Raw genomic sequence first — 25,261 nt, 5'->3', positions numbered from 1 at the left:
TCTAAATCGTAAGTATCAGTTATGATTTTAATGGAGGTGTTTTTCGTATGGGGAAAAAGGTGCATTATCCCGCCGAAATAAAGTGGAAAGTAGTTGAAATGAAACACCAAGGATTCAAAAATAAAGAAATTATGGATGCCTTAGGAATTAGACATGTGGCTCAAATTAAAACTTGGATGAAATGGTATCGTGAAGGCGAAACCTATCGGTTTGAACAATCTATTGGAAGACAATCTGCACATGGAAAAGGCTTAAAAAGGTTAACAGAACTTGAACAAAAAGAATTAGAAATACGTTATTTAAAGGCAAAGATTATATTGCTGGAAAAGTGCCAAGAAATCTTAAGGAGGTGGGAGGAAAAGAAGAAATAATGAAAATGATAAAGGAATGGCAATCAATTTTTACAATTGCAGAACTGTGTTCCATATTTAATATTTCACGTGCTACTTATTATCGTTGGAAAAAGCAGGAGAAAACAGTAACTAACCATGAAGAAAAAACTGTAATAGAAATATGTCAACATCATAAATATCGGTATGGATATCGTCGGGTTACAGCTTGTCTACGTGATCAATTTAGCATCGTAATGAATCATAAAAAAGTATTACGTATCATGAGAAAATACAACGTATTATCTCGGGTTAGAAAAAAGAAAAAGATATTTGTACTCGGTCATGAACCAGTGGTAGCTAAAAATAGAATACAACGGAGATTTAAAGCTACCAAGCCTAATGAAAAATGGTTCACTGATATCACATATTTGATGTTCGGCAATAAGACTCTTTATTTTTCATCTATTATAGATGGGTTTAACAATGAAATTGTAAGTTATAAAATAGCTGAGACACAGGATGTTTCTCTTGTATTAGATACTCTAAAAGAGGCTTTAAAAAAGCGAAATGTGATTGATACGATTTTACATTCGGATCAAGGAAAGGTGTATACATCAAAACAATTTCAAACATATGCCAAAGAAAAAGGCATTATCACAAGCATGTCTCGTACAGGAAACTGCCATGATAATGCCCTCATAGAATCCTTTCATTCTCATTTGAAATCCGAAGGATTCTATGCGCAAAATATAAAACAATCGAATAATGCTAGTATAATACAAACTGTGGATGAATACATCCACTACTATAATAATGAACGGATTCAGAGAAAATTAGATAATATGTCACCTATAGCTTATAGGAAACATGTTATCTAGGTGTTTTTTCTTTGTCTCACCAAATGGGGCCAGACCAATTTTAGCTTAATTGCAATACGAAAAGTTCCGAAGAACCAAATTTGAGAATTAATACAATCTTCCATTCCAAGCTACCCTCATAAGAATCTATAGTACTTTGAAACTTTTTGTTCCAGATTACTATTTAGTTTTATCCTATAAAGTTAGCTTTTTACTATATCAACCGCACTATCCCACATACCACTAAAGAAAGATCCGATTTGGCGCATAAAACGTGTAAACCAATTTGCTTGTTCTACATCAGATTTTGTTACAAGGTCTATTTGTAATGATTTACCTGATAAGAACCCAGGATCTATATTATCTTTAGGCGAGATAATCATTTTACTAATTGTTACACCTTTTTTAATAGGCGCTTCTTGTTCTTTATTCGATACTTTAAATTCTTTTTTATAAACGTCATTGTTGCCCTTCGGCATTGGAAGTGCAACAGCTTGTTTCGTTTGAACTACTACATCTTTATCTTTTGCATTTGCTACTCGAACTGTTTCATGTCCTTTTACTACTGCATCTTTTCCGTAGACATTCTTCACTTCAAAATTCGCAAATCCATAATCGTATAATTTCTTTGTTTCATCAAAACGTGCTGTATGAGATTTTGCTTTTATCACTACAGAAATTAGGCGCATACCATTTCTTTCTACTGTACCAGTGAAACAATCTCCCGCTTCTGGAGTCGTTCCTGTTTTCAAACCATCTACACCTTCATATTGCTTAATTAAACCTTTTAACATCCAATTAAAGTTCGCCATATCAATTGGATATTTACCACCCTCTTGGAATGTTTTTTTAGGAATTTTTGCTGTATTTAATATTTGGGGGAAATCTTGAATAAGACGTTGTGCTAAAATTGCACAATCCCTTGCAGACATTTTATTTTTCTCGTCTAGAGTTGTCCCTTCTGGGTGATATCCTTTTAAATCTTGATTTGTTAAGCCTGTAGAGTTTACAAATTTATAATCTTTCATTCCAAACTCTTTTGACTTATCGTTCATCATTTTTACAAAATTGACTTCTTTACCAGCAATCTCTTCAACTAAAGCAATTGTTGCACCATTTGCAGAGTAAATTGCCATTGCCTCATATAACTCTTTTACCGTATAAGAGCCACCATTTTCTAATGGAACGTTTGATAATGAACGATCTTGCGAAATCTTATGTGCATATTCAGAGATTTTAACTTTTTGATCCCATTTAAGTTTTCCTTTATCTACCGCTTCATGCACTAAGTATTCGCTCATCATTTTTGTCATACTAGCAATTGCCAATGATTCATCTGCATTTTTTTGATATAAAATTTTTCCGGAATTTGCCTCTATTAAAATTGCTGATCCTGCTTCAACGTCTATAGCAGGAACTGTTTCCGCTGATGCTCTTCCAGATGTAACAACAATGCTACAAAATAGTGCAAGCACTGTTACTATTGCAATAAATCTCTTGCAAAACATACCTTTCACTTCTGTTACCTCCAATATCTTTGTACTCAAAAAACGTTCTTCTAACATAATCCTCAAAAAATAGACAGTGTTATCAAATTCTATATACATATAAGACGTTAGGATAACTTTCATATAGACCATCTCATCAAACCCTTTTAGGACAATGACACTTCGTACTCCCACACACATCCCTCTTTTTAATACCTTCGTATTTTTCAAAATGATCCGTACTTTCATATTTTTTAGGATTACACTTAATAGACAATCTAAATAATACATTTGTTCCACATTTACAAAAAATAAAACAAGTGTGTCCCGATTAAATATCGAGACACACTTGTAATCAAGCATTCGTTTATTAGCTATCAAGGATTTTAATTATTCAATTCAGCTATTTGCTAGACTTATATTAGAGATAAATTTCCTTTAGTCTAAACTATTAGTTTTTTGTAATAAAAAAACTACACCCTATACTGGATGTAGTTTTTCTAACTGATTTATTTATTTTTCACTTCATTTTTATAAAAAGCAAATAATGGTTCGATGGATGGACTAGATAAAAGAGGAATTGCCTTCTCAATCAATTCCCTATCCCAATCAAACCAACGCATTTCCATTAACATGTTTATTTCTATATCAGTGAATCGTTTCTTTATTTCCTTAGCAGGATTTCCACCAACTATTGTATACGACGGAACATCTTTACTTACGACAGATCCTGCCGCAACAATTGCACCTTCACCGATTGTAACGCCAGGCATTATTATAGCATTCATACCAATCCAGGCATCGCTTTTAATGACTGTATCACCCTTCGGTTCATATGATTGTTCTATTTGCTCAATGAATGGATAAACTGTAATCCATTCAGGGTGATGATTATGATTCCCACCCATTAAAATGACAACTCCACTTGCAATACAAACATAATTTCCAATAATGAGTTTATCAAGTTGCCAACCCATCTGTTCAATTGGATTGAACAGTACTCGAGACTTAGCATCGCCCCATAAATATCTAACGCAACCATCTTCAAAATTTTGATCGCCATAATATCCTGAATAATAGGAGTACTCTCCTACTTCAATAAGTGGATTTGTTACTATATCTTTTAAATACTTCGTTTCAGACCAATGATTATATAATGGATGCTTCATAATTACATTCCTCGCTTCTAAGTATGGTAGATTTAATAATTTACTTAGAAGCTTAATACGACAGCTACATTTTTAAACTTTTTCAAACGACGAATCATTATCTTCAAGCCTTTCTTTTATACTAAAAAAAGCATACCGCAATACATTACACTAGTCAAATTGTTTAATTTTGAACACATCTTAAACAGCGTAATACTGTAATAAGAACATTAAAACACTCTGACTTTGATACAAATAATATATTGATTACATTTAGTTCATATTTTGTAAAAAAATTTTAATTGCCATGACAAAGCAAACAATAACCACTATTGGTCGTATTAATGACGTCCCTTTTGTAAGCACCATCTTTGCCCCAATATATGACCCTATAATTTGACCAAGCATCATAATCAGCCCAATTGTCCAATCAATTTGGCCAAAAATAATAAAATATAACAAAACAGCGAAATTACTAGTAAAATTCAAAATCTTAGCATTTGCAGTTGCTCTTGTAGCACTATATCCACATAAAAGAATGAAAGCTAAAGCAATTAAGCTACCTGTTCCTGGGCCGAAGAAACCATCATAAAATCCAAGGAATGGAGCCACTGTTAACGCAAATAACAACATACTTATTTTTCTCGGTCGATCTTCGTTTGCTATATTTGGAGATAATAGAAAATAAAGACCAATAATAATAAGTAAGAAAGGTAATATCATGATTAAATATTCTGCTCGTATCTGTAAAATAAGCCATCCACCCAAAATAGATCCAAAAAAGGTCATTAAGATGGACAAACGCATTTCTTTGAGATTAATTTCTTTCTTCTTAATAAAAATCACAGTTGCCATGAGGGTTCCGCTACTCCCTTGTAGTTTATTAGTTGCTATCGCTACAGAAGGAGACATACCTACTAATAACATTACTGGGATAGTTATCATACCACCGCCCCCAGCAATTGTATCTATCCATCCTGCTAAAATAGCTACTAAAAATAGTAATATGAGTAATTCAATAGTAAAATCCATATAAAGGAAATGGGAAGGTTTGAGCTATTACAGCCCAAACCTTCCCATTCTCCCTCCTCTCTTTAAACTAGTTTATGATATCTGTAAAGTAACTCTCTTTCTGGTCGCGTAATCGGCTGGAAACGTATTGCCTGCAAACAATTCTACGTCCATACTTATTATCACCAATCGGAATTTTATATTCTTCCTCCGATAACCTTTCTCTACCATGGGTTACATTTGTTTGCTTACCATAGTATGAATTTGGCATAATCAATAAATCTTCAGATGTAAGCGGGACTTTATAAGTAGGCATTGTCCGTAACAGTTCCAAAAACATGTCGAATTTTAACTTTTCTTCTTCACTTCCTCCCACATAAATCAATCTATTTTCTGCTCCATTCAAACAAGTTGCAATAATATCACCATTATCATCCAAAAATATAATTTGGTTTATTTCCCCTACGAATCCCGATATTTCACCATCCGCCATTCCTGCGATATGAGCAATAGGCATTTTACTTATCGCCAATATATCATCTTTACTGAAGTGATTTTCTTCAAGATGCTTTTGAAGTAATTTTGGTGTTCCAATATGAGTATTGGTTTTTAAATTTAACACTCCTTTTAATAAAAGAGCATCAACCCTCGTAAATTTGCCGCAAGTAATTTCCGAAACTATTAGTTCGACGGATTTATTAAGTCTATTCGATACAATGTCTAAATTCGTATTGAACGATTTCAATCTTTCTTCAATATGTAATTGATCTTTCATATCTGTATACACTGTCGCATCGTTATGTTGATAAAAGTTTCCGCCACCAGTGCTTGCACCGACATTTCGCAAAACTTCATCATTGTTTAAAGGGGAAATGAGATGAAATCTATTTTTCCCTGCATGTTCGGACGGATGAATCAAAGCATCATAATTAAAAAGTGTGGCAAAAAGCCATGTGACCCATTCAGCATAAAAATATTTTTTCATTCTATCGTGTTCGTTTTCACCATAATTAAAGCCTTTGCGATTTTCTCCAGGTAATAGGGTTTCCATAGGATCACACGGAATATTTTTAATAAGGATAGGCGGTACGTTTCCACCACAATTCGCTTCTTTTATCATATGAAGTAGTTTTTTTACATCTGAATTCGGAGTTTTCTTTGAATAGTCAATCAAACAAATGAGCCACTCTTTTGAAAAGCTTGCAGCTATTTCTTGATCACAAGTATAAGGATTATGAGTTTTTAATTCATTGTCTATCAGATTCTTGATTTTATCCTTTAATACATTAGGAATAGTAATTTCTTCAATTTCCGTAATCTGCAGTATTCCTTTATTCATTATAAAACCTCCGTTATTTTATTTTTCTACACCATATCTCCTGTTAAATGAACTACCCACTTCTTTTTTGCTCCTTTGCTTTTCGTCAGAACTATTAGAACCACCAATTTACAGATACTAAACGTGAATGATACGAGATTTCCTCTTAGTTACATTTCTCCAACGAATTCCCCTTGAATTAGCATATTTAATTTAAAAATCTAATTCATTTTCTAAAACTTTCCGAAAATCGAAATCAGAATTTTCTTCATACTAACAGTAAAAATATAACACGAAACCAAAAAATGTAAATAGTTAGGATTTTTTATAAAAAATAGTCAGACTACTTTTAGGATAATTCGCATTTCATTGGACCAGCTATTCCCCTCTATTTTATTTATAACAATTAAACAACCTGTCTTTGCAATAAAAAAAGTCCCCTGAATGATAGAGGACCTTCTTTACAAGTATATTTTATTTTAAAGTTCTTACTTATCTTTTATTTTAAAAGATATTGCTGTAACTTCTTTATTAACAGTTCTGTTCCCTCTGGACTTACAATAATCTTCCCATTCGCTAACGAAATATTCTTATCTGAAATATCACCTGTAATTGCACAAGCTTGCGAAGATTGATATTTCCGCAAAATAATCTGATCATCTTCCACAAACATTTCTAGCGCATCTTTTTCTACAATTCCTAAACTCCGTCTTATTTCCATTGGAATAACAATACGCCCCATACTATCTGCTTTACGAGTACTCCCTCTTGATTTCATAAAATGTCACCCTTTATTTTTATCTACTATTACAGGACTTATTTTAGCAATAAACAGCAATAAGGAATAGTTCGTATTACAGCACTTATTTTAACAGGAAATTCCAATAAGGAATAGCTCATATTAAAGCTTTCTCATGTTTATTTCTGGTTTTTAAAATATTTATCCTTGATTATCTTAATATATTGTTTTCTTTCTGTTAGTTCAAAAATAAATAAAGCCTTATTAATATAGTTAAAACCATCTTCACTAGATTGCTGAAGTTCTAATAAATTTGAACCTTTTTCGAAATTTAGTTCCCCTAATAAGTATAAACTATTTATATTAATGGCTAATTTAATACCTATATCACTGTACTTTATTGCTTCTACATGTTCATATGTAAGATGTAAACATTTTGTTAAGTTATAAATAATTCTTAATTTAATTTCTTTATTTCTAGGAAATTCTATCTTATTAAAATTACTTAAACATTTCTTTAATATGCCTATACTTTTTTCATATTCTCCATTTTCCGCATAGATTACTGCCATTGTATGCATAATATCTATTTCTCTTTCTGATAAAAAATCAGCATTGGTTACAGTTAGTTTTAATGCATGATTTAAAAGATTTAAAGCAGTTTTTGTTGATCTGTTCACCATAAATATAGCAATTGCTTCATGCCATAGTAGAAATTGTTTATTTTCTTTTGACTCGAAATTATTTTCGTTTTTCTCTTTTTTCACTATTTCATAAAGTTCTTCATATTGTTTTTGTTTTATGCAATCTCTTATTACATATTTTACGTTTTCTACATATTTTAATTTTTTATTTTGAGTTAGCGCAAATATATAATTCGGATCAACACCAAGTCTTTCAGATAATTGATACAACAATATGCTAGATGGATAAATAATACCTTTTTCTATCTTACTAATCTGACTTTGTGAACATATTCCCCGACATAGTTCAGATTGTGATATATTTTTTTTCTTTCTAAGTTCTTTAATAATAATACCGAGATTATAGAATTCCATTTCTCCCCCTCAAATGTAACAATTTATGAGTATAAGAATATTTTCCAACTTTTAATGTGATGTAAAATTAATATAGTTACAATTACTAATTATATTGATTTATAGTTTCTTTTACAAACTTGTATTAAAATGAGAGAAATTATTACAATTAAAGGGAATAAAGAGTATTGGATATGATTTTTCAGCTTTATTTCAAATAATAGTTTCTTTTGATTTTTATATGAATAATTTCGAAGGAGCTTATTTTATGAAAAGAATGTTAACCGAAAGAGAGTTAGAAGTGGCTATTTATGTAGCAAAAGGATTAACAGATGCAGAAATTTCCAAAAAGATATATATTAGCCCTAGAAGAATTTCAACGATAATTAATCATATTAAAGAAAAATGGCGTATTCATTCTAGAGTGGAATTAGGTATTTTAGTTTATCATTTTGGGTTTATAGATGCACCCTTATTTTCAAATAAAGAAAGTCATTTATTTGAAAAGATTGCACAATAATTGTCCAAGTATAATTCGTTTAAGTTACAAATAAAAACAGAAAAACCGCTGAACTTTTATTATTTATGGTAATTCTGCATTCTGAAGTTGATGGGCATGTATGGATTGTTAAAAAAAACATATAAATCTTATTCTTATAGATATTTTAGTAAGAATGATTGTACTAGAAACTTTTAAAAGGTGAAAACATACCTTTAAACAATGTTTCTTCCGCAACAGCAAGTATAGCTTTTCATTTAAAAAACCTATCATTTTGATTAAGATTTTTTCAAAAAGGGTAGGTTTCTTCAGTTTATAGGAAAGTTATACTAAACTCATAAAAAAATACAATAAAATAGGTAAAAATGCTATCGCGTCTTTACCTATCCTATGGATAAACAGATTCTCATAAGAAATAGACAACTTCCCAAAGAATTATAAATATATTATTTTAAATTAATTGGTTGTTGTTGAGTAATACAATGAATCATACCACCATTTTTATACAGCTCTCTTACATCTATCCCCAACACTTTACGATCAGGATAAAGTTTTTGAATCATCTCATTTGCTATTTTATCATTAGGATCATTATAGTTTGGAACTAAGATGACTTCATTCGCTATATAATAATTAATATAGGAACCTTTATAATCAAGCTTCTTCCCATTTTTTAATGTAACATTATTCTTACTTAGCGGTAGATATACATACTTGTACTTATTACCTGTAGCATCTTTTGCCTGCAGCAACTTGTTAATATCTTTGCCAGACGCTCCCCATTCAGCCAAATCTTTTTCTTTTAACGTTATAATAGTAGATTTATCGTGGAATTTGGCAAATCCATCAATATGAAAATCAGTAATATCTAAGTTAGGTGCTCCATCTAACCAAATAAAATTTGTTACCCCAAGTTCACTAAAATATTTTTCAATATCCTTTTCTAACAATTTAGCGTTCCTATTTTTATTCGTCACAGCACTTCTAGTTAATAAAACAGTTCCATTACCATCCAATTCAAATGCGCCACCTTCAAGAACAAATTTATTCCAATTTATTCTTTCAATGCCTAACTGATTGCTAAGATTCTCACGAAGACGAGCATCTTTCTTATATGGCGTTTTCTTTCCCCATCCGTTAAAGCCTGGATCTAATATCTTTAAATTTTTGTCATTATCGTAAACAAAAATTGGTCCAGTATCTCTAGCCCATACATCGTCAGTAGGTGCGATAAAGAAATCAATTTTCTCCATATTTACCCCTTGATCCGTTAGAACTTCAATAATTCTTTCTTTCTCTTCTTGATCATATGCAACAATATGAACTTTTTCTCCTTTGCTTAAAGATTCTGTCATTTGAATCCAAATCGGTTCTACTTCTTGCTGATATTTTGACCCGTATGTAAGTTCATGAGGCCATTGTAGCCATGTTCCTTCATGTTTGCTTTTTTCATCTGGCATTGTATACTTTCCTACTATTTTTTGCGCCTCTACTTTCTTCCTATCTTCTCTCTGCGGTTTTTCAATTTCCTTCGCCTGGACTTTCTCAATTCCCTTAATTTGAGCATAACCACTAATAATAGATGTGGTTAGTACAGCACTCATACACAATTTCGTTATTTTTTGCATTTCTTAACCTCCTTTTCTGTTCCACTGTAAACCTTTACATAGTGTTAAGGTCAAGCTTTTTTAATTAAATTATTACGTATGAAGCACGATTTAAATCGAACAATATCTTTCTGTGCAAAATGCAAAAAATCCACTCCGGGGGTGGTATGAAATGTTAACTTGATGAGCATGTGTAACTCCACCATTTATAAAAACTTTGGAATGCATATAAAAAGGTTTGAGAATTAGCTTCTCTAACCTTTTTATATGCACTATTATGTTTATACCTCTAACATCAATCCTTTTGCCTGTTCCATGTTCAACCTCATATAAATAACAAATAAGAATCAACAATTCCTACTATAATCACCATTGACCCCTATAACATCTCGCGCTTTTTTTCACTTGTTATCTTTTCTGCTCCGTCTACTGTATTTTTTATGAATGTATTCATTTCTAAAACTAATACAGTACATGAAATTTCATATTACATACGTATATATTTATTCAGTTTATAATTAACTATTCAAAAGCAGTTACGATTCTCTCTTTCATTTTCTGTATTACTTCACTGCTTACTATTTTTTGACCAGCAGGAAGTTTTAATATAGCAGCAGCACCCTTACTAAGATACATTTCTTGGTCATTATTTTGATTTACTACCAATATTCCTTGCCCTTCAAATTCAAAATAACTAATATTTTTTGTTTCATTTGTATTATTTTTTATTGCTTTATATAACCCATATAAATCTTTACTTCTATTTTCTCCACCCGTTCGAATCGGTTCAGTATCATTCGCAACAATTAGTCCCTCCGGCTGCTCACCTTTCATAATAAACCACAACTTTTCATTTGTTGGTAATAGTATATGCTTAAATTCAGAGCTATTTAACATTTGCTGTGCTGGAATTGTTTCATAGATTGGTAACGAAAATGGTGAGGTTGTTATTTTTTCAAAACTTACATTTTCAGAAGAACTACTCTTACTATATTGATAATCTTTTAATGCGATCGATTGTACTGGCTCACTTTTATTTTTTGATGCATAACTAATTTTACTAGCGAAAATAATAACAGTCATTAAACAAATGCATGGTATCACAAGCCTAAGTAGTTTTCCCATTCATGAACCCCCACACTTTTAATATTATTAATTTGCACGGATATTATAAACAGTTTCATTCCACCAAAAATTATTATTGTTATGGAACGTACTGAAATTATGATTATAATGATCACCATACCAAGGGTCCATGTAAGTTATATAGTCTGTTCCATTTGTACCTTTATAGAATCCATCAAGTACTAGAAAGTGTCCGATGTTAGCTCCATTTTGCCACATAATGAGTGCAATCATCGGTTGATTACTATTAATTTGATTTTTGAACCAATCATACGATTTTGCTCCAGAACTTATAGCTGAGCTAACACCATATCCTGATAATCCATATTGTATTTCACGTGAAGTTGCAGGATTATTATATGATCCACCTTTGACATACCTAACATACTGATCTTGTGAAGGAGTTTTCCCAAAATAATTTAAAACTGAAACCGAAGTGCCCGCCCAACACCAATTTGATCTTTCTTGTAATATGTTAGGAACAGATAATTTACGATCTGTTGATGTATTTGGAGGATTCCCATTAATATAAGCTGACGTTACATATACTTTTTTCCCATCTTTAAAATAATAAAACCAACGATTATCTAAATTTCCTGTCCAGTAATCTTTAACCGCTTCACCATACTCCCATCCTTTAAAGGATACTTTTGTATTTCCGGGAATCACCTCTACAATATTTGCATTCAAGCTTTTTTCTTCTCTAACATTTACATTCAATGGAGCAGTTGTTCCTGAAAATTCAACTTCTTCTGCTATTATTTTGTGAACACCAATGAAACTAAATGTAAAGAACAATAAAAACATACAAACAATACATTGCTTTCTTCCCTTCATTTTTTCACCCCTTCATAAGTATTAAAAAACATCAACAATTCATCCTTATTAATTGTTCAAGCTTAATATTACATACTAACGAAAAATGACTTCTCATAAAGTGAAACTTTAATCAGTGGGGGTTTTATTCATCCCCCACTGATTATTAGTTAAACCAATCGGGCTTTTATGGGCAGCCCGATCCCCACCTAACTTCTTTGCCCTCGCTGAATTTTGAGGTGGGGGTCTTACTACCTGTTAATGCGGGATAAATTCCAACACAAAAAAAGAGCCTATAAATTTTTATAGGCTACTTTTCATTTTATCGTTATTATTTGGCTAATTCTTTCATTCCCTGCATTACATCAACGAAGAATCCCCAGTTGTTCACAACAGAAGAAATACTAATATGCTCATCTGGAGTGTGGACGTTGAATATATCTGGCCCGAATGAAATTGCATCTAATTCAGGCATCTTTTGAACGAATACACTGCATTCAATCCCTGCATGTACAGCGAAGATTTCAACATCTTTGTTGTATTTTTCTTGATGTACTTTTTCAAACAAATTACGAATTTGTGAGTTTGGATTGTATGGCCACTCCGGATATTCTGACTCTAATTCAAATGTTGCTCCAACTAATTCAGCAATATATTTAATTTCATCTGCAATATGTCGTTTTAAACTACTTACAGAACTTCTTACTTCGTTTCGCAATTTAATTTCATCTTGCAGCGTTTCAATAACCCCTAAATTTGTTGAACTTTCTACAAGGCCTTTAATATCCATGCTCATACTTTGAATGCCATTTGGAATTAAGAATAATGATGAAATCAGCTGTTTTTGTGTTTCTTTAGCAAATACTTTTTCTACTTTCTCATCTAATTTTGTCAGTGTAACATGAACATCTGGATCAACAGCACGCATTTCTTCTTGTAATACTCGTGTCCATGATTTTAACTTTTCTTCAACTTGCTCTACATCTTCTTGACGTAATAAAATTGTAGCTACACTTTCACGTGGAATTGCATTCGTTTTTAATCCGCCGTGAGCCTCACATATATCAAATTGAATATTTATTGATAAATCACGTAAAACTCGTCCTAGTACTTTGTTCGCATTTCCGCGTTGTTTATCAATTTCCATACCAGAATGTCCGCCCTTAAGTCCACCAACATATAGACGGTATGCGTCCATATGTGCAGGTGCCTCATCCCAAATTACTGCAATTGTTTCAACTGCTTTCGCACCACCTGCGCTACTTACAAGTAATTTATGATCTTCTTCAGAATCAATATTTATAAAGATCTTTCCATCAAAGTGGTTTGCATCAACAGCAAAAGCTCCGCCCATTGTCGTTTCTTCTTCAGTAGTAATTACTACTTCAAGTGCTGGATGCGGAATATCTTTTGAATCTAATAAAGCTAATGCATATGCAACAGCAATACCGTTATCAGCACCTAAAGTTGTTTGATTCGCATATAGCATGTCTCCAATAATTCGTAACTCAATTGGATCTTTTTCAAAATCATGTACTGTTGCTTGATTTTTTTCACAAACCATATCCATGTGACCTTGAATGATAATAGCTGGTACACTCTCATAGCCAGCAGTTGCGTCTTTTTTAATAATGACATTCAATGCTTGATCTTGAATCACTTCTAAGTTACGCTCTTTTGCAAAGCGCACTAAATAATCACTAATTTCCTTTTCATTACCTGATCCTCTAGGAATCTTTGAAATTTCTGCAAAATGATAAAATACAGGGTGCTTTGTTAATTGTTCTAAAGTAGAATACATTTTTCAAGCTCCTCTCAAAATGAAAAAATAGTATGTAAGTCTTTTATCATTATACCATGATTCATTATTTTACCTTTCTTTAAACGTATTAAAAATTTATTATGAACAGTTCAATTTAATCCTTCTGCGCTCTATACCTTATACTCTTACATCATTGTAAGAATGTTGTAATCTATATCGATTTTTCTAATTTAACAATAGTTGTATACTTTTTAAAGAAACAAATTGAAGGAGATAAATAATATGAAAAAGCTTTTTGCTGTTATGACACTATGTTTATTATTTTCAAGCATTACTATTGGATGTGAGAGAGCATCACTAAATAGAATTGGTAAGGATGTATATTACGTACAGATAAAAGGTGAAGGCGCTATTGAAAAAGTAGAAGGCAGAAGCTTACGGAACTATACGTTGCCCGCATATGATGAAGACGGAGAAAAAAACAAATTACATTTAGAAGTATAAAAAAAGAAAACGACCATAAATTAAATGATAATGCGTTTTTACGTCTTTATGTAGATCAAGATGATATAGATAAAAATGAAATATCATCTTTTGAAGTGAAGTCCTATGAAGAAATTCAGAAAGTAGATTTACCCGGAAAAGTAAAAGAAAAATTAAATGTTAACTAACTTGAAACTAACCCGCAAATAACGGAATAAAAAACAAAAGAAAATGCTCTATGCATTTTCTTTTGTTTTTTGTACTCGTATATATTTTGAACTGCTATTATTCATAAGTTTTTCTAACCGATTTATATTTTCCGTTAATGCACCTTTCACTAGAGAGAAATCTGTATTTGATTCTTCTTTTTTTTCTTTAAAAAACGAAGACTTTTGTACATTTATTTCAGCCATCTCTTCTCCCCCTTTTCAAAAAGATACAACCTTCTATTTATATTATATAGCAAATAAAGACACAGTGTACACGAATCATTTTCTTTTTAATTCTTCTTCTAACTTTTCTACTTGCTGCAACGTATCTCCTTTGATTAAAGAGAAATCTGTTGTATCTTCATTTTCTTCTTTAAAAAAATCATTGTCATAATCTTTTATCACTACAATCACCTCTACCTGCTAGTGTAGGAATGATTGTCCTATTTTATTCAACTTTGTCGAATTTTGTTTTGAATTTATGTATAGAAGAAAAGGACAGAAAAACGATTCTGTCCTACTTACTAAAATAACTATGATGTATTGTTAAATTATATACATTTTCAAAATCTCGATCTTGCAGGCTATTCTTCTTCCCATCAATAACGATAAAAACATCATTCATTATTTTTGCTGGTATAATTCCCACGTTTTCTACTTGTACTGCTTTTTGTTCATTCAATTGCTCTATATGCTCTATAGGTATTGTAATACTAAATTGAGAACGAATACCACGAAAGCCCGTATTTAATTCATTCGCTGCTTCAAATACAACAATTTTCGCTCCGATTTTTTCCCCATATGAATCTAAAAATGTGTTTAAGCTTTTTGTATATTCCTCTTCCGTATGCCATTCCATCGTCCCAAATGCTGCTGGATTAATATTTTGGATAATGTTCGTATATATTTCCCCTCTTGCTTTTGAAGCGATTAATGACCGCTTTATGGATTGAACAGTTTTACCGATATCGCTAAATTTCGCTCCCCATATTTCCGAAATGTTAGGTGTTAAAATAAATGAAATATCAACGAAAATGACCATCGCAGTGAACATTAATAAATTTTTCCAGAGGGTTAAATCGATTCCTTTAATCATGAAATAAACTGTGACTGATGTTATGAATAATCCATACCAAGTTTTTCGAATTCGCTGCTTTTTCTCTTCATACAACTCTTCATTTCTCCAATAAAAGAAAACAAGAACTACAAAAACGATTGCTAAAATAAATAAGCCAATTCGAATGTTAGAGATCGTCAATTACATCACCCTCCATTCAAAAACTACTCACGATATCATTACATGCGCAAGCAGCTCTCTTTATGACAAAAGACGTGGACAAGCTTCTAAATTTAGCTACATCGCATATACATTAGAAGGAGGCCACGTCTTTTATCATGAGTCTACATTGTATATGTAGACAAGCATGCATTTCAAATTTTCATGTTAAAAAGAAATATGTTTCGGAATTTCCCCTTCAGGTACTTCTCCATCCATACTTAAATAATAATGGCGAATCGGACGTAAATTTTCGTCTAATTCATAAACGAGCGGAATGCTAGTTGGAATATTTAATGAAACCACACCATCATTTGAAAGGTTGTCTAAGTATTTCACTAGCGATCGAATTGTATTACCATGCGATGAAATAATTACTTTCTCACCACTTTTTAATGATGGTGCAATTTCTGAATGCCAATACTCCAGCACTCTCTTCTCCGTATCCTCTAAACATTCTGTCAATGGAAATTCACCTTTTTTGAGTGTTTTGTATCTCGGATCATTCGCTTCATATCTAGGATCTTCTTCAGTAATAGCCGGTGGTCTTACATTGACACTTCTTCTCCAAATATGAACTTGTTCTTCACCGTATTTTTTTGCAGTTTCTTCTTTATTCAATCCTTGTAGCGCTCCATAATGCCTTTCATTTAGTTTCCATGATTTATGTACAGGCACCCAAGTAAGATCCATTTCATGAAGAACAATCCATACAGTCCGGATTGCTCGTTTTAATACAGATGTGTAAGCAACATCGAAAGTATAACCGTTTTCCTTTAATATTGCTCCTGCTTCTCTTGCTTCACTTAATCCATTCTCTGATAGATCTACATCCGTCCATCCAGTAAAACGATTTTCAAGGTTCCATAAACTTTGTCCGTGACGAATTAGTACAAGTTTTATCATTATAATTCCCCTCTCGGAAATGTGAATTTTATTGTTCCATCGCGTACACGTATAAAGTATCTAGTAATGCACCTTTTTATCCATTCACTCTATGATTTATCCATAGTTGCCAAATGCATGGATAAAATTCTTTCTTTTTCAAACTATAAAGAAAGGCCTATTTCTCATTATTTTTGATCAACTGGAATTTCTCTTTTCGCTATCCATGCATCATGACCTGAACGGCTATTCGCCATTTCGTTCATAACTTGATGCCAATTCTCTTCACATGATTCACCAAATTTTGAAAAAATAGCACCCATTTGCTTTCTTTGAACATCACTTAGTTTTTTCTCTAAATCTGTCCCTTCTTCTGTTAAGGATAATTGTTTTACTCGACGATCATGAGTAGCTTCATTACTTTCAATTAGTCCCTTTTCCACAAGTTGACGCAGTGGTCCATGAAGAGCTTGTTTACTTATTTCTAATAGCGATAGTAACTCATTTACACTTATCCCTGGAAAACGTGCGATAAAAAATAAAATTCGGTGATGCACTCGTTGTATACCATATTCTTTTATAATTTCATCTGGCTTTTCAGTAAATGTCTTATATGCAAAATAAAATAATGCCAATGCCTCATTCATCTGTTCTTCTTTATGTTGTGTCATCTACTTTCCCCCTATATGTAAATTATACCACAATCCAGTAATGAATATTTTAATCAACGCACTTGAACTTCTGTAGTCCATTGAAGCATTCGCTACACGAACTAAAATAATTAGGAGATGATTCTCTTGAAAACGCAATATACTGTAAGTACATATTTATTAGATCGATTATACGAATTAGGAATTGAGCATATATTTGGTGTTCCTGGTGATTATAATCTTGCCTTTTTAGATGATGTGATTGCACATAAAAATTTAGAGTGGATTGGCAACTGTAATGAATTAAATGCGGCATATGCAGCAGATGGATATGCTCGCATAAAAGGTGTTGCTGCTCTTATTACCACTTTTGGTGTGGGGGAATTGAGCGCCATAAACGGCATTGCCGGCTCATATGCCGAAAACGTACCAGTTATAAAAATTACCGGTACACCAGCAACAACTGTAATGGAAAATGGAGAACTCGTTCATCATACATTAGGTGATGGAAAGTTCGATCACTTTTCCAATATGTATCGAGAAATTACTATAGCACAAACAAATTTAATCCCTGAGCATGCCGCTGAGGAAATTGACCGTGTACTCCGTGCATGTTGGAATGAAAAACGTCCAGTCCATATTAATTTACCGATCGATGTATATAATAAACCAATTAATAAACCTACGGAACCAATCTTAAATCATCCCATAGTAAGTAATAAAGACGCATTAGATAAAATGCTTCTACATGCCATTTCAAAAATAAATAGCGCCAAAAAACCGGTTATATTAGCTGATTTTGAAGTGAATCGTTTTTATGCTGAAGAAGATTTACATCAACTCGTAGAAAAAACTGGCTTCCCTATCGCTTCACTAAGTATGGGCAAGGGCATATTCCCAGAAAAACATCCTCAATTTATAGGAATTTACACTGGCGATGTTAGTCCTCCATACTTGCGAAAAAGAGTTGATGAATCTGACTGTATCATTAGTATCGGTGTGAAATTAACTGATACTATTACCGGTGGCTTTACACAAGGTTTTACGAAAGAACAAGTTATAGAAATCCATCCCTATACTGTGAAAATTATAGATAAAAAATACGGACCGGTTGTAATGAAAGACGTATTACAATATTTAATTAATTCAATCAAGCATCGTAATGAAGAAACGTTTGAAATTAAGCCATTTATTTCAGAATCATCATCTATTACTAAAGAGTTCAATCCAAAAGCACAAATCGTTACACAACAACGTTTTTGGCAACAATTGTACCACTTCTTACAAGAAAACGACGTCTTAATTGCAGAGCAAGGAACACCATACTTCGGTAGTGCCACTATCCCTTTACCTAATAACGCTTCATTTGTAGGACAACCGTTATGGGGATCTATCGGATATACACTTCCCGCTCTATTAGGAACACAACTCGCTAATGTAACACGGCGTAACATTTTAATTATTGGTGATGGTTCTTTCCAGTTAACTGTTCAAGAATTATCCACTATGTTACGTCATAATTTAAAACCAATCATATTTTTAATTAATAACAACGGATATACTGTTGAACGAGCGATTCATGGACGAGACCAACCATATAATGACATACAAATGTGGGATTATAATAAACTGCCAAATGTATTCGGATCAGAAGAAAAAAGTCTCACATTTAAAGTAGAAAATGAAATAGAGTTAGCAGAAGTCTTAAATAAAATAAGTTTTAATATGAATCGACTTATCTTTATTGAAGTTGTAATGAGCCAAGGGGATCAGCCTGAATTGTTAGCTAAACTTGGAAAAAGATTCGGCATCCAAAATTCTTAAAAAGAAAAAGCGTCGCTATAAGTAATAACAGGTTCAGCTAAAAGTTGTAAAACTTGTTTTGCCACTCAAAATACACAAGGAAAAGGATGGTAAGTGCCATCCTTTTTGACATACATTGAACTTTTACTATTTATAAACCCCTTCTTCGATTAACACCCTGTGTAACAAGCTAAAATTCTTAATCAACCTTTAACTTTATAGCTTTTGTAGCAATAAAGGTTTTAATATGCTTATCTAATATCCTTGTTCCACCAAAATCATCCTCATAAAAACCCACTATAACAAAACCAGCTTCAATTTGACCTTGGATTTGGTTTTCTAAAGTATGTGCGTATTCTATTGTTTGATTTGAATTGATGTAATCTTGAACTTCATCCTCTGGTAAATAATCCAATGTTGATGAAGGTATTGAATGTTTAACATCAAGAATACCTTTTTGTTCTTGGTTGTCATCAAAAATCCATAGTAAAGGATTTGTAAATCCAGAAATAAGAATACCTTTATTCTTTAAAACCCTTGAAACTTCATTCCATACAAGATTAACATCTTTTACAAACAAATTAGAAACAGGATTTACGACAATATCAAAATATCCATCTTCAAAATCACTAAGGTCTGACATATCTCCTTGTACTGTTTTTAAAGTCAAACCCTCCCGTTTTGCTACCTTTTCATCTTGTGCCAATTGCTTCTTAGATATATCAGTAACTGTTACATCTGCTCCAGCAGCAGCTAGAACTGGTGCTTGTTGTCCGCCACCTGATGCTAAGCAAAGTATCTTTAATCCATCTAATGACTTTGGAAACCACTCTCTAGGAACTGATTTTTCCGTAGTGACTGTAATCTCCCATTCACCTGATTTGCTTTTCTCAATAATCTCGCTACTTACAGGCTGCGTGTATCTAGAACCTTCTTCCACCTTCTTATCCCATGCATTACTGTTTTGTTGTGTAGTATCCATTGCGATTTTTCCTCCTAACTACCTAGTTGCAATTTAATTGTAAGATTATTAACTATTTATACATTCCTTTTTTTATTAACCTACCAGATAGTAAATACTTAGTTGTATATATTTATCTTAACAGATAATCGACCGCAAATATAAAAACATTCTAAATAAACACGAAATTAGACAACTATTCAATTCATTTAAAATAAACGATATTAATTAACAATTCCCCAAAAATGATATACCAACAAAAAAGGCGTTCCAAACCTGTTGACAGTTGGAACGCTTTTTAAAGTTATTTAATTTTTCAAACTCTTAACTGAACACATTATACAAATAAGTGATGCTTCTTTTTTATTCAGCAAGAGTTAACTGCCAAGATACACCATACTTATCATTTAACCAGCCAAACTTTTTACTAAACGGATAAGAACCTAAAGGCATAAGAATTGCTCCATCCTGCGCTAGTTTATGAAAGACCGTTTCAATTTCTTCTTCTGTCTCACAAGTTACATAAAGAGACATAGCTGGAGTGAATGTAAAATTATGATTTACATAACTATCAATACACATGAACTCTTGTCCGTTTAGCGTAAAAGTTGCATGAATTACAGTTCCCTCTTTACCAGGTCCATTTTCATCGTAGCGAGAGATACTTACAATTTCTGATTGATCAAATAGGGATGTGTAAAAATTCATCGCTTCTTCAGCTTTTCCTTCAAACATTAAAAATGTAGTAATTTTTTGATTTGTGTTACTCATATAGAGACAGCCCCTTGTTATGTATTTATGCAAAACATACATCGTTCAACAAAACCGAACGTACATTCTTATAAATGTATTGTCTATAAAAACGGTAAATTTGTCAATTATCTAATTTTCATTTCTTCTTAAACAATGCTGTCCAAAGAAATGATTCCCCAAACATATCATTCGGTTGTTTCATTTGTTTCATCTTCCTAATTTCAATTACTTCAAACTCTTTAAATATCTCTCTCAATTTTTCTTCAGAATATGCAAGACCACCTTGTAAACTCCAACCTCTATATACGTCCCAATCTGTTATTTCTGATCCATTTCGTTCATCCAAATCACCTGCTGCAAAACATGTTAATCCGAAATAACCACCTGATTTTAAATATCTATCAATTAACTCTATATAATTCATTCTTCTATGTGGTGGAATATGATGAAGGCAACCAGAATCATATATAAAATCAAATTCATTTTGAACCTCTAAATTGAAAATTGAATCACAAATGAAGTGAATTTGTACCCCTTTTGCCAACGCCCTCTCTTTTGCCCACTGAATGCCTTCTGCAGATAAATCCACTGCTGTAACATCAAATCCTTCATTCGCTAAATAAATGGCATTTCTACCTGGACCACATCCAAGTTCTAATACTTTCCCTTTTGAAACTCTCTCTTTTTGTATATACGAAACTAGATTCTCATCTGGAATATTTTCAAAAAACGGAACATCCTTTTCTCTATTGGCATAAAATTCATTCCAAAATGGTTCTGCAGGTCTTAATAATGAATCAAGCATTTTTAAAATGTCTTCTTGTGTGTGTAACGTTTCATTTTTCATTTGCACTCCTCCATATTTTAATAGTCAGAAAATCATTATATAACCTCCTGAACATTCAGACAAATGAAACTCCACATTTTATTCTTTCTTTATTTTTCAATTCACTTTAAATACGGTAAATGAAATTATCAACTTTACTCGCATTGAGCAAATGCATACCAACCTAATCTTAAAATACAAAAAGAGCCACAAATTTTTGTGACTCCTTCTGCATTCATAATTGTATCAGGATTTTTTTATTATATATCGATTTCTCTATTAACAAACAATATATCTCTTCATCCCAATTACCACTTCATATTTTAACGCCCACGTCTTTTCTGACCTTGATTTGTACTACTTTTCTTATTGCTTGGCTTATTAAATGATTGATTATTTTCATTTCTCGAACCATTTCTCGAATCACTTCTTGAGCTATTTCTCGAATCACGTCTTGAACCTTCACGGCTATCTCTTTGACGATTTTGACCTGATTTCTTTGGAGCCGGCTTTGGTACCGGTTTTCCATTTTCATCTACACGTTTTATCTTCGGTTGTTCGATTATTTCTCTTTGTATTGGTGCACCAAGCGTTTTTTCAATTTCTTCTAAATGTTTTTCATCTTTCGCTGCAACGAACGTAATTGCAAGACCTGATCCACCTGCACGTCCTGTTCGGCCAATGCGGTGAATATAACTTTCTACATCTTCAGGGATATCATAGTTAAATACGTGCGTTACACCATCTACATCAAGTCCACGAGCTGCTACATCCGTTGCGATTAAGTACTGAATTTTAGCTTCGCGGAAACTCTTCATGACTCTTTCACGTTTCGCTTGAGGTATATCACCATGAAGTTCAGCACAATTATAACCTAGTCCTTTTAAATTATCATACAACTTACTTGCTCTAACCTTTGTACGACAGAAAATAACTGCTAAAAATGGCTGATCACGATCCATAACAAAACGAAGTGCATCTGGCTTTGCACGATCTGTCGTCTCAATGACACGCTGTTCAATTGTATCTACCGTTACTTCTTCACTTTGTACTTGAATCATTTGCGGCTCATCCATATAACGTTTCGCCAATTTTTTAATATCTTTTGGCATCGTTGCTGAGAATAACATCGTTTGTTTGCTACCAGGTGTCTCATCTAAAATATCTTCAATATCATATAAGAAACCGAAATAAAGCATTTGATCCGCTTCATCTAGTACAATCGTTGAAAGATTACTTAGATCAATTGTTTCACGTCGTATATGATCTAATAATCGTCCTGGTGTTGCTACAACAATATGTGTATTACCTTTTAACTTTCTCAATTGTTGTGCTACATCTTGCCCGCCATAAATCGCTAGTACATTAATATCTTCTCTTTGAACAAGCATTTTTTTAATTTCAGTTGTAATTTGCAATGCTAGTTCCCTTGTTGGTGCAACAATTAAAGCCTGAACATCACTAGACTCTGGATCGATTTTTTCTAAAATCGGTAAGACAAATGCTAATGTTTTACCCGTTCCTGTTTTCGCTTGCCCAATAATATCTTTACCTGACATAATAACAGGAATTGCTTTTTCCTGAATTGGTGTTGCTTCCGTAATTCCATTTTCACGTAATGTATGATTAAAAGTTTCACTAATTCCTAATTCTAAAAAGTTTTTCAAATAGACCACTTCTTTTCCTTATTTTTCACATTAGCTTTCATTGTACCATTTGTTTCGCCAAATATGAAAAATAAAAAAATTCTTACCTTCTTTTTTTATATTCATCATGTACTAGGTGGACAAATTCTTTTTGTTTTGTCTCGGAATTTATTAATGCTTCCATGTTAGTAGTAGACAAAATGAACTTTTTAATTTTTCTATTACTCCAAATTAGTCTTGTATACTTTGTATCTTCGTCTAGCTTTCGAAACCACTCGAATTCACTTAACTTTGCAATATGATGTTTTAATTTCATATCATTTCGAGGATAAAATGTAATTATAGCTATTATTACATCAAGCAATAAACTCATCTTTTCCCCTCCTATACATATATATTTCAATGTTAAGGAAACATAGTTACAAGGTGATAAAATTGACCAATACATTCATAAAGATATTTTGTATATTGTTCTTACTATATTTTCATTCGACCTCAATTATTATGGCGAAATCTCAAACAAATGTGATAAGTGAATTTAAACAAGCTTTACTCCAAAATGATAAAAAATTAATGCGGTCATATGTAACAGAAGGGATTGAACTACCTACATTCCCAAAGGAAAAACCTATTCATGAAATTAAAATAATACCATCTCCAAAAGAGGATACTACAATTCTTATTTCCTATTTCAAAGACACTGATGATGAATTTACTATCGGTTACATTTTAGAAATAATAACAAAAAACAATAAAATATCTCAAATTAATCAAATTTATGATGGAACTAATCCTCTAATGAGAGAAGCTACTATTGTAAAAAAATATGAAATGAAGTGTAAGGAACATATACTTACTCCTACAAAATTCCCGTTCGAAATTCATGAATTTCAAGGGTACATCTATAACGATTACTTAGAACTACGATACTACAATAAAGATAGTAATGGGATTTTTAAAATCACTGTTTTACCAGTTCAACATAAATTAGATCAATATGTACATAAGGGCACTAAATTTTACATTTTAAAACATAATATAAAGGCAGTATATAATCCTCATTTTGATTTAGCATACGAACTTATCTTTCAGAAGGACGGTTTTCAATATAAAATCGCCCTTGGTAACAAACTATACATAAAAAGAAAATACAATGTTACTGATTTAATAAGAATTGCGGAATCTATGAATTAAAAAACCGATCTTTTCAATATAAGAAAGATCGGTTTTTTTATATATTTTATATAATGAGTTTTCCTCCATGATAGCAATAATAACTTGCTGCTTTAAGGTTTTTAATTCTCTTTAAAGATTCTTCCGCTTTTTCTATATCTAAGCAAAAATTTGGATTAGCTATTACTAGTTCATTATTATCTTGAACGGCCGCATCCCCTGTAATTACACAGTCTAAGTCCGGAAAATATAATGAAATATGCCCCGAAGTATGTCCTGGCGTCGCTACTATTTGACATTTATCATTCAAAATCATTTGACCATCATATACTTTTTCATCGACAGAAATATGTCTTATATTTTTTAACTGTTGTATAAACCATTCACTAAATTCTTTCTCTTCAATTGGCATATGTTCTAACATTTCTTCAGCTTGAACTAGTCTCTCTGATTTTATTTCACCATTAATGTAGTTGGATTCTATTTCACTAGCAATAACATGAAGTTGAGGATATTTCACTTTGAAATCGTATAAAGACCCTATATGATCATCATCAGAATGAGTAATAATTATATTTTTTAAGTTTTTCATCTCATATCCATGTTTTAAAATTTCATTTTCAATTAAAGGTAAAAAATTTTTATAACCTGTATCTACTAAAGTTAATTCATTGTTTAATACAATTAAGCTCGGATAAATCCATTGTTTTCGCCCGTTACATTCAAATTCAATTGGTAATTCTATTATCTTCATTTCCCTTCCCCCATACCGTTTATTAAATGTTTAATAATAACTGCATCATCCACATACATTTTACTATACATATCACGAATTGAAGTATGGGCTTCTTTAGTTTC

At 32.1% G+C, this 25,261-nt stretch carries 25 protein-coding genes and 1 pseudogene; 5 read left to right on the top strand and 21 right to left on the bottom strand.

The window, feature by feature from the left end:
* Positions 1-47 precede the first annotated feature (47 nt).
* Positions 48-1,210 (top strand): IS3 family transposase gene (locus F0362_RS12230; RefSeq protein WP_149889783.1). Its coding sequence is split into 2 segments (ribosomal slippage): positions 48-315 and positions 315-1,210, totalling 1,164 coding nucleotides; the frame shifts between segments, so codons are not numbered across the junction.
* 182 nt (positions 1,211-1,392) lie between these two features.
* On the opposite strand, the gene F0362_RS12225 is transcribed toward F0362_RS12230, so the two are convergent.
* The 6 genes from F0362_RS12225 to F0362_RS12200 form a co-directional block, all read right to left on the bottom strand.
* Positions 1,393-2,706, bottom strand: coding sequence for a D-alanyl-D-alanine carboxypeptidase family protein (locus tag F0362_RS12225; RefSeq protein WP_033658416.1), 1,314 nt, complete (start codon positions 2,704-2,706; stop codon positions 1,393-1,395).
* A 479-nt stretch (positions 2,707-3,185) separates the two neighbouring features.
* Positions 3,186-3,845, bottom strand: a complete 660-nt coding sequence (locus F0362_RS12220; RefSeq protein WP_000682552.1) for a CatB-related O-acetyltransferase — start codon at positions 3,843-3,845, stop codon at positions 3,186-3,188.
* Between the two features lie 252 nt (positions 3,846-4,097).
* Positions 4,098-4,856, bottom strand: a complete 759-nt coding sequence (locus F0362_RS12215; RefSeq protein WP_149889782.1) for a TSUP family transporter — start codon at positions 4,854-4,856, stop codon at positions 4,098-4,100.
* A 67-nt stretch (positions 4,857-4,923) separates the two neighbouring features.
* Positions 4,924-6,174: a hypothetical protein gene (locus F0362_RS12210; protein WP_001032371.1), complete on the bottom strand. Its 1,251-nt coding sequence runs from the start codon at positions 6,172-6,174 to the stop codon at positions 4,924-4,926.
* A 478-nt stretch (positions 6,175-6,652) separates the two neighbouring features.
* Positions 6,653-6,931 carry an AbrB/MazE/SpoVT family DNA-binding domain-containing protein gene (locus F0362_RS12205; RefSeq protein WP_000842219.1) on the bottom strand — a complete coding sequence of 93 codons (279 nt, stop codon included), beginning with the start codon at positions 6,929-6,931 and terminating at the stop codon, positions 6,653-6,655.
* A 140-nt stretch (positions 6,932-7,071) separates the two neighbouring features.
* On the bottom strand, positions 7,072-7,950 hold the full coding sequence (locus F0362_RS12200) for a helix-turn-helix domain-containing protein (protein WP_000397971.1): 879 nt from the start codon (positions 7,948-7,950) through the stop codon (positions 7,072-7,074).
* A gap of 247 nt (positions 7,951-8,197) precedes the next feature.
* Between F0362_RS12200 and F0362_RS12195 the strand changes: the two genes are divergently transcribed.
* The gene (locus F0362_RS12195) at positions 8,198-8,449 is read left to right on the top strand and encodes a response regulator transcription factor (protein WP_000827556.1); all 252 of its coding nucleotides are present in this window, start codon (positions 8,198-8,200) and stop codon (positions 8,447-8,449) included.
* Positions 8,450-8,874: 425 nt separating this feature from the next.
* On the opposite strand, the gene F0362_RS12190 is transcribed toward F0362_RS12195, so the two are convergent.
* From F0362_RS12190 to pepD, 4 genes are all read right to left on the bottom strand, one after another.
* Positions 8,875-10,056, bottom strand: coding sequence for an agmatine deiminase family protein (locus F0362_RS12190; protein WP_001169635.1), 1,182 nt, complete (start codon positions 10,054-10,056; stop codon positions 8,875-8,877).
* 501 nt (positions 10,057-10,557) lie between these two features.
* A complete protein-coding gene (locus F0362_RS12185; RefSeq protein ID WP_097895978.1) occupies positions 10,558-11,160 on the bottom strand; it encodes a hypothetical protein in 603 nt (200 codons plus the stop codon).
* A 27-nt stretch (positions 11,161-11,187) separates the two neighbouring features.
* Positions 11,188-11,997 (bottom strand): papain-like cysteine protease family protein, encoded by an 810-nt coding sequence (locus F0362_RS12180; RefSeq protein WP_000678381.1) that lies wholly within the window; start codon positions 11,995-11,997, stop codon positions 11,188-11,190.
* A gap of 310 nt (positions 11,998-12,307) precedes the next feature.
* Complete coding sequence (gene pepD / locus F0362_RS12175) at positions 12,308-13,777, bottom strand: beta-Ala-His dipeptidase (RefSeq protein ID WP_000287565.1); 1,470 nt, start codon at positions 13,775-13,777, stop codon at positions 12,308-12,310.
* A 243-nt stretch (positions 13,778-14,020) separates the two neighbouring features.
* Between pepD and F0362_RS12170 the strand changes: the two are divergent.
* A pseudogene (locus F0362_RS12170) lies at positions 14,021-14,409 on the top strand (YxeA family protein).
* A gap of 48 nt (positions 14,410-14,457) precedes the next feature.
* Here F0362_RS12170 and spoIISB read toward each other — a convergent pair.
* The 5 genes from spoIISB to F0362_RS12145 form a co-directional block, all read right to left on the bottom strand.
* Complete coding sequence (gene spoIISB / locus F0362_RS12165; RefSeq protein ID WP_000808012.1) at positions 14,458-14,634, bottom strand: stage II sporulation protein SB; 177 nt, start codon at positions 14,632-14,634, stop codon at positions 14,458-14,460.
* Between the two features lie 75 nt (positions 14,635-14,709).
* The gene (locus F0362_RS12160) at positions 14,710-14,835 is read right to left on the bottom strand and encodes a hypothetical protein (protein WP_000588713.1); all 126 of its coding nucleotides are present in this window, start codon (positions 14,833-14,835) and stop codon (positions 14,710-14,712) included.
* A 112-nt stretch (positions 14,836-14,947) separates the two neighbouring features.
* On the bottom strand, positions 14,948-15,688 hold the full coding sequence (locus F0362_RS12155; RefSeq protein WP_000155917.1) for a type II toxin-antitoxin system SpoIISA family toxin: 741 nt from the start codon (positions 15,686-15,688) through the stop codon (positions 14,948-14,950).
* Positions 15,689-15,874: 186 nt separating this feature from the next.
* Positions 15,875-16,612, bottom strand: coding sequence for a 2,3-diphosphoglycerate-dependent phosphoglycerate mutase (gene gpmA / locus F0362_RS12150; protein WP_000594132.1), 738 nt, complete (start codon positions 16,610-16,612; stop codon positions 15,875-15,877).
* Positions 16,613-16,779: 167 nt separating this feature from the next.
* Positions 16,780-17,262: a MarR family winged helix-turn-helix transcriptional regulator gene (locus F0362_RS12145; RefSeq protein WP_000191892.1), complete on the bottom strand. Its 483-nt coding sequence runs from the start codon at positions 17,260-17,262 to the stop codon at positions 16,780-16,782.
* A 126-nt stretch (positions 17,263-17,388) separates the two neighbouring features.
* Here F0362_RS12145 and F0362_RS12140 point away from each other — a divergent pair, with 126 nt between their 5' ends.
* On the top strand, positions 17,389-19,065 hold the full coding sequence (locus F0362_RS12140) for an alpha-keto acid decarboxylase family protein (RefSeq protein ID WP_141770324.1): 1,677 nt from the start codon (positions 17,389-17,391) through the stop codon (positions 19,063-19,065).
* A 178-nt stretch (positions 19,066-19,243) separates the two neighbouring features.
* Here the strand turns inward: F0362_RS12140 and F0362_RS12135 are convergent, their stop codons facing one another.
* From F0362_RS12135 to F0362_RS12115, 5 genes are all read right to left on the bottom strand, one after another.
* Positions 19,244-20,026 carry a class I SAM-dependent methyltransferase gene (locus F0362_RS12135; RefSeq protein ID WP_098628224.1) on the bottom strand — a complete coding sequence of 261 codons (783 nt, stop codon included), beginning with the start codon at positions 20,024-20,026 and terminating at the stop codon, positions 19,244-19,246.
* Between the two features lie 342 nt (positions 20,027-20,368).
* A complete protein-coding gene (locus F0362_RS12130) occupies positions 20,369-20,776 on the bottom strand; it encodes a VOC family protein (protein WP_000072495.1) in 408 nt (135 codons plus the stop codon).
* A 118-nt stretch (positions 20,777-20,894) separates the two neighbouring features.
* Positions 20,895-21,605 (bottom strand): class I SAM-dependent methyltransferase, encoded by a 711-nt coding sequence (locus F0362_RS12125; RefSeq protein ID WP_000787488.1) that lies wholly within the window; start codon positions 21,603-21,605, stop codon positions 20,895-20,897.
* Between the two features lie 302 nt (positions 21,606-21,907).
* Positions 21,908-23,260, bottom strand: coding sequence for a DEAD/DEAH box helicase (locus tag F0362_RS12120; protein WP_002038674.1), 1,353 nt, complete (start codon positions 23,258-23,260; stop codon positions 21,908-21,910).
* Positions 23,261-23,333: 73 nt separating this feature from the next.
* Positions 23,334-23,603, bottom strand: a complete 270-nt coding sequence (locus F0362_RS12115; RefSeq protein WP_098644388.1) for a hypothetical protein — start codon at positions 23,601-23,603, stop codon at positions 23,334-23,336.
* A 62-nt stretch (positions 23,604-23,665) separates the two neighbouring features.
* Here F0362_RS12115 and F0362_RS12110 point away from each other — a divergent pair, with 62 nt between their 5' ends.
* A complete protein-coding gene (locus F0362_RS12110) occupies positions 23,666-24,424 on the top strand; it encodes a hypothetical protein (RefSeq protein WP_149889781.1) in 759 nt (252 codons plus the stop codon).
* 46 nt (positions 24,425-24,470) lie between these two features.
* Here F0362_RS12110 and F0362_RS12105 read toward each other — a convergent pair whose 3' ends face one another.
* Entirely contained in the window at positions 24,471-25,157 is a 687-nt protein-coding gene (locus F0362_RS12105; RefSeq protein WP_149889780.1) for an MBL fold metallo-hydrolase, read from the bottom strand.
* Positions 25,158-25,261: the final 104 nt, after the last annotated feature.

The sequence above is a fragment of the Bacillus sp. BS98 genome, assembly GCF_008432245.1.
Taxonomy (GTDB): Bacteria; Bacillota; Bacilli; order Bacillales; family Bacillaceae_G; genus Bacillus_A; species Bacillus_A toyonensis.
The sequence above is the reverse complement of the archived record's forward strand: the minus strand, read 5'-3'. Positions and strand labels throughout refer to the sequence as shown.